The following is a 10,427-nucleotide window of genomic DNA, read 5'->3' as shown; positions in this document are numbered from 1 at the left end:
AACTACTTTTTTCCCTGAACATGGCGCTTCCGCTTTTCTATTACGTTTTTGTTACATTTTAGGATGAATTATTCTTTTTAATTGGCCTTTCTTTATAATGAGGAAGGAGCATTTTGGCGGAATTTGTAGATTAAATGTAAGTGAGGAGTTGTAAAAATGAAAGGCATTATACTTGCAGGTGGCAGTGGAACAAGACTCTATCCGTTAACAAAAGTCGTTTCCAAACAATTATTACCTGTCTATGACAAACCAATGATCTATTATCCTTTATCTGTATTAATGTTAGCTGGCATTAAGGATATTTTAATTATTTCAACACCAGAGGATATCACCCGTTTTGAACAGATCTTGGGAGATGGCTCCGATTTAGGAATGAACTTTACATATAAAATCCAGCCTCATCCAGGCGGCTTAGCACAAGCATTTATTTTAGGCGATGAATTTATCGGCGATGATAACGTAGCTTTAGTTCTTGGAGATAATATTTTTTATGGACATGGGTTAACCGACCTGTTAAGAAAGGCAGCTGCCCGTGAAACAGGAGCAACTGTATTTGGTTACTACGTGAATGACCCTGAACGTTTTGGTGTCGTTGAATTTGATGAGGAGGGAAAAGCGGTCTCAATCGAAGAAAAGCCCGATATTCCTAAATCTAATTACGCCGTTACAGGTCTTTATTTTTATGATAACCGCGTTGTCAATATTGCCAAGAGCATTCAACCATCCCCGCGCGGTGAGTTAGAAATTACCGATATCAATAAAGCCTATTTAGAAATGGGCGAATTAAGTGTTGAACTCTTAGGACGCGGTTATGCTTGGTTAGATACAGGTACGCATGCCTCTCTTTTAGAAGCCTCTCAGTTCATTGAAACGGTGGAAAAACGACAGTCCTTAAAAATTGCCTGCTTAGAAGAAATCGCTTATAAAATGGGCTATATTTCGAAAGAAAAGCTGATTGAGCTTGCTGAACCATTAAAGAAAAATCAGTATGGTCAATATCTGCTGAAAATTGCCAGTCAGGGAAAGTAAATCGTAAGTGAGGTTATTATAATGAATATTATTGAAACGAAGATTCCCGGTGTGAAAATTCTTGAACCAAAGGTTTTTGGTGATCATCGTGGTTATTTTATGGAGAGCTATAATCAAGAACTATTTGAGAAATTAGGTTTGCATTATGATTTTGTTCAGGACAACCAATCCTTATCTGCCCCAGTTGGCACGTTACGGGGTCTGCATTTTCAGCTTAATCCAAAAGCACAAACAAAGGTAGTGCGTTGTGTAACAGGTGCTATTTATGATGTAGCCGTTGATATTCGTAAGGGCTCCCCAACATATGGACAATGGGTTGGAGTCATTTTAAGCGAATATAACAAGCGACAGCTGTTAGTTCCGAAAGGCTTTGCGCACGGTTTTTGTACATTGGTGCCTGACACCACAGTAGCTTACAAAGTTGATGAGTATTACTCTCCAGAACATGATGGCGGCATCCTCTGGAATGACCCTGAGTTAGCCATCGATTGGCCGGCTGCCAATCCGATTCTGTCTGAAAAGGATACGAAGCATCCAACCTTAAGTGAAGCAAGCCATCTTAATTTTGTTTTTGAGGAATAGGAGGACAATAAATGAAATTATTAGTAACAGGCGGCGCTGGTTTTATCGGCAGTAACTTCGTCCGCTACATGGTCAATAAATATCCGGATTATATGATTGTGAATTTAGATTTATTAACATATGCAGGAAACCTTGAGAACTTAAAAGACATTGAAAATGCTTCAAACTATAAATTTGTTCGTGGTGATATTGCGGACCGTGATTTTATTCAAGGTCTATTTCAAGAAGAAAAGTTTGATTATGTCATCAACTTTGCTGCAGAGTCACACGTAGACCGTAGTATTACGGACCCAGGCATTTTTGTACAAACCAACATCCAAGGGACACTAGCCTTGCTTGATGCAGCCAAAACATTTGGTGTAACGAAATACCTTCAAGTATCAACAGATGAAGTATATGGTACTTTAGGTGAAACAGGCTATTTTACAGAAGAAACGCCTTTAGCTGCCAATAGTCCCTATAGTGCAAGTAAAGCAGGCGCTGACTTGCTTGTTCGTGCGTACCATGAAACATTTGGTCTGCCAGTCAACATTACCCGTTGTTCAAACAACTATGGCCCATACCATTTTCCTGAGAAATTAATCCCATTAATGATCATCAATGCTTTACATGATAAGGAGCTTCCAATTTACGGTGATGGCTTAAATATTCGTGATTGGCTTCATGTGGAAGATCACTGCCAAGCGATTGACCTTGTTCTTCATAAGGGCCGTAACGGTGAGGTTTACAACGTTGGCGGTAATAACGAACGTACGAATATTGAAATTGTAAAAACGATTCTAAAACATTTAAATAAGCCTGAATCCTTAATGAAGTTTGTGACAGATCGTCCAGGCCATGACCGCCGTTATGCCATTGATGCTGCCAAATTACGTACAGAGCTAGGCTGGTCGCCTAAATATAATTTCGATACAGGTATTGAGCAGACAATTAATTGGTACTTAAATAACCAAGAGTGGTGGGAAAACATCATCTCTGGCGACTATCAAGATTATGTGAAAAAGCAATATGGCGATAGATTAGGGGTAGAGTAATGAGAGTTGTTGTAACGGGCGCAGCCGGACAATTAGGCAAAGATGTTCTACGAGAATTAGCTCAGACTAATCATGAGGTTTTTGGAGCTGACCGTGAGCAATTAGACATTACAATAGAAGAAGACGTTTTAAGTTATATAAATGAAGTAAAGCCTGATGTGATTCTTCACTGTGCTGCCTATACGAACGTTGATGCAGCAGAAGAAAATGAAGACACTGCCTATCAAATCAATGCATTAGGTACAGAGTATCTGGCGAAGGCAGCAAACCAAGTTAACGCAAAAATGCTTCATATTAGCACTGATTATGTATTTGATGGTACGGCGACTGAGCCTTATGAAGTAGATCAAACAACTAGTCCATTAGGGGCATATGGCCGAACCAAATTAGCCGGGGAACAACTTTTACAAAAGCATTTAGACCGATTTTTTATCGTTCGAACAGCATGGGTCTTTGGGGTGTATGGCAATAATTTCGTTAAGACGATGATTCGCTTAGGTAAGGAACGCGGTGAAGTGGGGGTTGTCCATGATCAAGTGGGTTCGCCAACCTATACCGTCGATTTGGCTAAGTTTATGATTGAATTAATGGAAACTAAAAAATATGGAATCTATCATGCAACTAACAGCGGTGTTTGTTCCTGGTATGAGTTTGCCGTTGAAATCTTTAAACAAGCAGGCCTAAACGTGACTGTAAACCCGTTGACAAGTGAGCAATTCCCTCGTCCTGCTAAACGTCCAAATTATTCGGTATTAAGTAAGAAAAAAATCGAAGCGGAAGGGTTAACACCTCTTCGTGATTGGAAAGAGGCACTAGCCGCTTACTTACAAGAATCAAACTAACTTAAGAAAATATTAAGCTGCCTCTGTTGTAATAAACAGAGGCTTTTCCATTAGTATAGGCATTGTTAAATATGGGTGTTGATTTTCGCTCCAGGTGCTTGCTTTCCGCGGGCGTGCCGGGGAGCCTTCTCAGCGCTTTGCGCCTGTGGGGTCTCCACTGCCCCGTACTCCCGCAGGAGTCAAGCGCCTCCCGCTCCAATCAACAGTGTCATTTATCAATGACTTTGTAAGAGAAAGAGCGTTAACGTTTGAAACCTTTCTTCACTCTTTACGTCAATATTAATGGACGGACCAAATGGCGATTTAGGTAAAATTAGTAGTTATTTTGTCACTATTGACATAAATTCTTGAGTTTGAGAAACTGCTTACATCATTGCTAAATCTCACCTTCACATCATATTTTAGGTTACTTACTCTATGAATAGGGTAAAAAAATTGTAGAATGGAAGTATTTATTTCTTGTAGGGTCTGTGCTATAATCCATAAGGGTATGATTGTCTCTAGGTTTCATTGATAATATGAAAATTTTAAACTACAAAACTACGGAATGAACCATGGAGGGCTATATGTTCTATCTAACGTTAGCTATTTGTTTTTTTGCAAGCATTATTCTCACCCCGTTAGTCAAAAAACTTGCATTTAAAATTGGTGCAACTGATAAACCTAATCAACGAAAAGTACATCAGAGAATTATGCCTCGTTTAGGCGGATTGGCAATATATATAAGTTTCTTAATTGGAATTGCAATAATACGACCAGACGCAACATCACTATTACCGATTATGAATCCTAATCAAAATATTCATCTGGCTATTATACTCGGGAGTTTGATCATCATTTTAACTGGTGTTTTTGATGATACGAAGGAAATTTCTCCAAAGGTAAAACTCGCTGGACAAATTCTTGCTTCGTTTGTTGTCGTATTCATGGGTGACCTCAAAGTTGAGTTTATTAATTTGCCCTTTGGCGGTCAATTAAACTTTGGTTTCTTAAGTATTCCGATTACGATGTTTTGGATTATCGGGATTACCAATGCCATTAACTTAATAGACGGACTTGATGGCTTAGCTGCTGGTGTTTCAACCATTGCATTATTCGCCATTTCTGGTATGGCTTATCTTATGGGCAACCCATATGTCATGATCTTGGCACTGATTACGGCTGTGTCATCACTTGGGTTCTTAGTTTTCAACTTTCATCCAGCCAAAATTTTTATGGGGGATACTGGGGCATTATTTTTAGGATACTTAATCAGTGTACTCTCGCTGCTTGGATTTAAAAATGTTACCTTTATTTCACTTGTTATCCCGATTATTATTCTTGGTGTACCAATTTCTGATACCTTCTTCGCAATTATCCGAAGACTTGTCAATAAACAGCCGTTATCTGCGCCAGATAAATCGCATTTACACCATTGCCTATTACGTTTAGGCTTTTCGCATAAGCAGGCAGTATTAATCATCTATGCGATGAGTTTAATCTTTGGACTTGTTGCCTTTATCTTCTCACAATCTACGGTTTGGGGCTCACTGATTGTGATTTTAACGCTGTTAGTTGCGATCGAGATTATTGTTGAAAAAATCGGTTTGGTCCGCGAAGATTACAAACCACTGCTCAAATTCATGAAGGGTTTAAACCCAATCAACCTTAAAGATAGATAATCTATATTCATATAAAGTTTTGGAATTTATTCCAAAACTTTTTTTGTTTTTAGAATTATTTGTGTTTTTTTACCAAACGTTTAAGGCGTTTTTGAATTACCTTAAATGGACAAACTGACTAACAAGGAGGATGTTTGATGTTGTATCTTACCTTGTTAGTATGTTTTTTCATTTCAATTGTTATGACTCCGCTCATCAAAAAGTTAGCCTTCCTTATTGGTGCAACTGACCGTCCTAACCATCGAAAGGTGCATCAGGCGATCATGCCAAGGATTGGAGGACTAGCCATCTTTATTAGTTTTATGGCAGGGATTTTCTTAATCAGACCAGATAACCAGTACTCCTTCGCGATATTGCTTGGCAGTTTGATCATTATTTTAACGGGCTTTTGTGACGATTTGTTTGAATTGTCGGCAAAAATTAAACTGCTTGGACAATTGGCAGCTGCTTGCTGTGTTGTCTTTATAGGAGGCCTGCAGGTTGTATTCATTAACCTGCCATTTGGAGGACAGCTGCAATTTGGCTTTTTGAGCATTCCCTTAACGATTCTTTGGATAGTGGGAATAACCAATGCGATTAATTTGATTGACGGCCTTGATGGATTGGCTGCTGGAGTTTCGTCTATAGCTCTTATTACAATTTCAGGGATCGCGTTTATTCAGGGAAATATTTACGTCGTAGCCGTTGGGTTAATTGTACTCGCAAGTACCTTAGGATTTTTATTTTACAATTTTCATCCTGCCAGTATTTTTATGGGAGATACAGGAGCACTATTTTTGGGCTACATCATTTCCGTTTTATCACTTCTGGGTTTTAAAAACGTAACCTTTATTTCGTTTGTTATTCCTGTCATTATTCTTGGAGTACCAATTTCCGATACTTTGTTTGCCATCATTCGAAGAATTATTAACAAACAGCCCTTGTCAGCACCTGATAAATCCCATCTTCATCATTGTATGCTGCGAATGGGTTTTTCTCATCGGCAAACTGTGTTACTTATCTATGCGATGGCCGCTTTTTTTGGTCTTGTCGCTGTGATTTTCTCGCAGGCACGGATTGGAGGCGCTCTTATTTTAATTGGGATAGTGGTTATATTAATTGAGATTATTGCAGAAAAGATTGGATTAATGGGAAAAGACCATCGTCCGCTTTTGAATATGATGCGGACCTTCACGACGGAAAAAAATCGCTCTTAGTAGGAAAAAGGGACTCAAGATTCTTGAGCCCCTTTATTTTGAGATAAGAAAGCATAAAAGTTTTGACTTTGAGAATTGTCTAGCTTCAGCGCCTAGCCCCTCGATGGTCTACAGCCAATCCGTCCAAAAGGTTAAAAAGCAACCTTTCGGCCGGCTCGTCTTATGCTTGTCGGGGCTGACCAAGACGCTTGTGCTTTTCTTTTTTCCCAATTGTTTCTGCACAAACGTACTACTATAATGTACCTATAGATTGTTATTTATTCTCGAGTGTAATCTTCTTCAAGGTAAACCGTTTCACCCTGCTCCAATGTGCATTGGCCGTTGGTCAGTTCGATCATCCACTCCATGAAGGAGGAGACCTGACTTTCAGCTACATAGGTTTCAACCTCGACTGTATCTAGGTAGTGAATTTCTTTTATTTTATAGTCCGCTGCACGCAATTCCTTTTCAATTTTCCCAAGCCACGTATAATCAATTTTAGTATGAATGATTTGGGAAAGTTTTCTCTCGACGACACCAATTGCATCTAGTCCTTCGGAAGTTGCTTTACCATAAGCGCGAATGAGACCACCGGCACCTAATTTAATGCCGCCGAAGTATCGGGTAACCACTACTACAGTGTCCTTTAGTTTTCGTTTTTTTAAAACTTCCAGGATCGGGACCCCGGCTGTTCCGCTCGGTTCTCCGTCATCATTTGCTTTTTGGATTTGATCATGCTCTCCAATCAGGTAGGCCGAGCAATTATGGTTAGCATCCCAATGCTGTTTTTTAATCTTTTGGATGAATTCTAGAGCTTCACTTTCGGTTTCAGCTCGCTTCAAATGGGCTATAAAACGGGATTTTTGGATCGTAATCTCGTGTTCGCCAGTCTGTTTAACAGTATGGTAACGTGGTAGCATAGTAAATTCCTTTCTGTTTTTAAAAAATAATGTTGTAATATACCTTTAATATGATGGTAACGTTCGAATGATATAATAGTAATAGTTCTAATTATCTTGAATGAGAATGTAACACTATTACTATATTACTTTCACCCCATTAGAAGGTCAATATGAGTGTTATGGTTCGCCAATTACGTTCATTCCATGTAAAATAAGTGTTATAGGCCTAAAGGGAAAGCCCTGGAGGGAATGAAATGAAACTTAAACAAGTTAATACAAAGTCTATTGATGAAATTCGTGAAGAAATGATTGATCGGGTAACAAGCAGTAAAAGTGATATTTTTCGAATTGGCGAGCAATGCCGTCAAGATTACGAAAGTATGACAACTGAACTCCGAAATATTAAGGAAATGATGGTTAACCTCATTGAAGAGGGGAACCAGCTTGAAGATCAGGTTCATCAAGCCCGGCTTATGCTGTCAGAAGTTAGTATGAATTTTAAGCATTATACGGAAGAAGAAGTTCGTGAAGCTTACGAGAAAGCCCACCAGCTTCAGATGGATCTCTCCATTAATTGGCAGTATAAGAAACAACTCTTGGAAAAACGGGACGATTTGGAACGCAGATTGATTGGGTTAGACGACACGATTGACCGCGCAGACCAGCTCATATCCCAAATTTCTGTGGTGATGAATTATTTGACAAGTGATTTAAAACAAGTCGGGGAAGTAATCGAAACCGCGAAGGCCAAACAAGATTTTGGTCTAAAAATTATTGAAGCCCAGGAAGAAGAGCGGAAGCGCTTGTCCCGGGAGATTCATGATGGTCCTGCCCAAATGCTGGCCAATGTTATTATGAGATCTGACTTAATTGAACGCGTGTACAAGGACAAAGGGCCAGATGAGGCGTTTGCTGAAGTGCACAGTTATAAAAAAATGGTGCGGGCCGCCCTCTATGAGGTGCGGAGAATTATTTATGACCTCCGTCCAATGGCACTTGATGATTTAGGGCTTGTCCCTACTCTCAGAAAATACTTACAAACCATCGAAGAATATCATAATCACTCGAGGATTGTATTTATGAATATTGGCTTGGAACGACGCCTGCCGACTAAGTATGAAGTCGCGTTGTTCCGGATGATCCAAGAGTCTGTACAAAATGCACTCAAGCATGCTAACGCTTGTGAAATCAAAGTCAGATTGGAAATTACCGATTCAAGCATTACCGTCCTCATTAAGGATAACGGTGTTGGATTTGATACCTCGATTAAGAAACCTGAGTCCTTTGGGATGATTGGGATGAGAGAGCGTGTCGATTTGCTTGAAGGGGAAATTACGTATGATTCAAAAATTGGAAAGGGAACATCGGTGTTAATCCGTGTTCCATTAATTAACTAAAGAAATTTTTGCGGCAAATGATAAAATTGTAATAAGGGGGAGTACCAAATGACAACCAAAATTGCTATTATTGATGATCACCAACTATTCAGAGAAGGTGTTAAGAGAATACTAGAGTTCGAAAAATCGTTTCAAGTTGTAGCCGAAGGCGATGATGGCAGCGATGCATTAGGACTAGTAGAACAGTACCAGCCTGATGTGGTCATTATGGATATCAATATGCCAGGGATGAATGGTGTCGAGGCAACCCGTGAACTGATTGAGAAATACCCAAACACAAAAGTCATTATATTATCCATTCATGATGATGAAAACTATGTGACCCATGCTTTAAAAACTGGAGCATGCGGCTACTTGTTAAAAGAAATGGATGCTGACGCATTAATAGAGGCTGTTCGTGTAGTGGCTGATGGTGGTTCATATTTACACCCAAAAGTTACCCACAATCTTGTGAACGAATACCGCAAGCTGGCTGCAACAGCTGGACGTTCTGGAAGCGGCTATGTGCCAACGCTTGAAATACGCCGTCCATTGCATCTGTTAACCCGCCGTGAGTGTGAAGTATTGCAGATGCTTGCCGATGGAAAAAGCAACCGCGGCATAGGCGAATCTTTATTCATCAGTGAAAAAACGGTTAAAAACCATGTAAGTAATATTTTACAAAAAATGAATGTAAACGACCGGACCCAGGCAGTTGTGTCGGCGATTAAAAATGGCTGGGTGGAAGTAAGATAAATTTTGTTAGGGAGCACGCCTTAAATGGGTGTGTTCTTTTTTTGTGGTTTCAGATAAAATAAAGTGTAGTTCAAATGACAAGGATGGTACATTTTTATGAAAACGGCAATTGTCACGGATAGCACCGCGTACATACCGAAAGAGTTACGAGAAGAATTTAATATACATATGATCCCGTTAAACGTCATTTTCGGGAACGAGGTTTATCAAGAAGAAGTTGACTTAACCGCAAATGCGTTCTATGAAGAGATAAAAACAAAAGAGCTTCCGACGACTTCCCAGCCGCCGATTGGGAAATTTGTCGAGTTGTTTGAGGAATTGGCGGCCAATTATGATGCCGTCATTTGTATCCATTTATCCAGCGGTATCAGCGGTACCTATCAAGGGGCGGTCACAGCTAGTACGATGGTAGAAGGGATTAAGGTTTATCCGTTTGATTCTGAGATTAGCTGCATGGTTCAGGGTTTTTACGCGCTAGAGGCTGCTGCAATGGCAGGGCGCGGGGAATCGGCTGAGGTGATTATGAATCGGTTGGAGGAGCTGAAGAAAACGGCTGATGCTTATTTTATGGTGGATGATTTAACTAATCTTCAACGGGGCGGCAGGCTGTCGAGCGCTCAAGCCTTTATAGGCAGCCTGTTACAGGTGAAGCCGCTGCTGCACTTTGAAAATAAGGTTATTGTTCCGTTTGAAAAAATTCGCACGCGGAAGAAGGCATTAAAACGGATTGTGGATTTGCTCGGTGAAGTGGTTTCAGGAGGCGGGGAATACCGGGCTGTCATTATTCATGCGAATCGTGAGGTGGAGGCCGAGGAGTGGCGCGAGGAGCTAGCGGCTCTTTATCCTAATGTTGAGTTCGTAATTGGTTATTTTGGAGCAGTTATTGGTACTCATCTTGGTGAAGGTGCGATGGGATTGGGTTGGATGAAAAAATAGAATCTAAGGTTTGCTGCCATTTCAGCCGTCGGGGCTGGGATGGCTTTTTTGTGTTCAGGCTTAGGTAACTGAAAATTGAATACGCGGAATTAGTAGGAAAACTAACGGAAAAAATAGAGAAGTAGACGGAATAA

General features: G+C 40.1%; 10 protein-coding genes. 9 read left to right on the top strand and 1 reads right to left on the bottom strand.

Features of this window, described 5'->3' with window-relative positions; translation table 11 throughout:
- Positions 1-156: 156 nt before the first annotated feature.
- The 6 genes from rfbA to V7266_RS04340 all read left to right on the top strand — a co-directional run bounded on the left by rfbA (position 157) and on the right by V7266_RS04340 (position 6,344).
- Positions 157-1,029 carry a glucose-1-phosphate thymidylyltransferase RfbA gene (gene rfbA, locus V7266_RS04365; RefSeq protein ID WP_335466128.1) on the top strand — a complete coding sequence of 291 codons (873 nt, stop codon included), beginning with the start codon at positions 157-159 and terminating at the stop codon, positions 1,027-1,029.
- Between the two features lie 21 nt (positions 1,030-1,050).
- A complete protein-coding gene (gene rfbC, locus V7266_RS04360; protein WP_335466126.1) occupies positions 1,051-1,611 on the top strand; it encodes a dTDP-4-dehydrorhamnose 3,5-epimerase in 561 nt (186 codons plus the stop codon).
- Between the two features lie 11 nt (positions 1,612-1,622).
- Entirely contained in the window at positions 1,623-2,645 is a 1,023-nt protein-coding gene (rfbB, locus tag V7266_RS04355) for a dTDP-glucose 4,6-dehydratase (RefSeq protein ID WP_335466124.1), read from the top strand.
- The gene (rfbD, locus tag V7266_RS04350) at positions 2,645-3,487 is read left to right on the top strand and encodes a dTDP-4-dehydrorhamnose reductase (protein WP_335466122.1); all 843 of its coding nucleotides are present in this window, start codon (positions 2,645-2,647) and stop codon (positions 3,485-3,487) included. The genes rfbB and rfbD overlap by 1 nt, the downstream gene beginning before the upstream one ends.
- A 566-nt stretch (positions 3,488-4,053) precedes the next feature.
- Positions 4,054-5,148 carry a glycosyltransferase family 4 protein gene (locus tag V7266_RS04345; RefSeq protein ID WP_335466120.1) on the top strand — a complete coding sequence of 365 codons (1,095 nt, stop codon included), beginning with the start codon at positions 4,054-4,056 and terminating at the stop codon, positions 5,146-5,148.
- A gap of 137 nt (positions 5,149-5,285) precedes the next feature.
- On the top strand, positions 5,286-6,344 hold the full coding sequence (locus V7266_RS04340) for a glycosyltransferase family 4 protein (protein WP_335466118.1): 1,059 nt from the start codon (positions 5,286-5,288) through the stop codon (positions 6,342-6,344).
- A gap of 257 nt (positions 6,345-6,601) precedes the next feature.
- Here the strand turns inward: V7266_RS04340 and V7266_RS04335 are convergent, their stop codons facing one another.
- Positions 6,602-7,243 carry a YigZ family protein gene (locus V7266_RS04335; RefSeq protein WP_335466117.1) on the bottom strand — a complete coding sequence of 214 codons (642 nt, stop codon included), beginning with the start codon at positions 7,241-7,243 and terminating at the stop codon, positions 6,602-6,604.
- 236 nt (positions 7,244-7,479) lie between these two features.
- Between V7266_RS04335 and V7266_RS04330 the strand changes: the two genes are divergently transcribed.
- The 3 genes from V7266_RS04330 (at position 7,480) to V7266_RS04320 (ending at position 10,293) form a co-directional block, all read left to right on the top strand.
- The gene (locus tag V7266_RS04330; RefSeq protein ID WP_335466115.1) at positions 7,480-8,622 is read left to right on the top strand and encodes a sensor histidine kinase; all 1,143 of its coding nucleotides are present in this window, start codon (positions 7,480-7,482) and stop codon (positions 8,620-8,622) included.
- A gap of 48 nt (positions 8,623-8,670) precedes the next feature.
- A complete protein-coding gene (locus V7266_RS04325; RefSeq protein ID WP_335466114.1) occupies positions 8,671-9,357 on the top strand; it encodes a response regulator transcription factor in 687 nt (228 codons plus the stop codon).
- Between the two features lie 96 nt (positions 9,358-9,453).
- A complete protein-coding gene (locus V7266_RS04320) occupies positions 9,454-10,293 on the top strand; it encodes a DegV family protein (RefSeq protein ID WP_335466113.1) in 840 nt (279 codons plus the stop codon).
- The last annotated feature ends 134 nt before the right edge of the window (positions 10,294-10,427 follow it).

The organism is Neobacillus drentensis, assembly GCF_036965645.1.
GTDB lineage: Bacteria > Bacillota > Bacilli > Bacillales > Cytobacillaceae > Neobacillus > Neobacillus drentensis_D.
The sequence above is the reverse complement of the archived record's forward strand: the minus strand, read 5'-3'. Positions and strand labels throughout refer to the sequence as shown.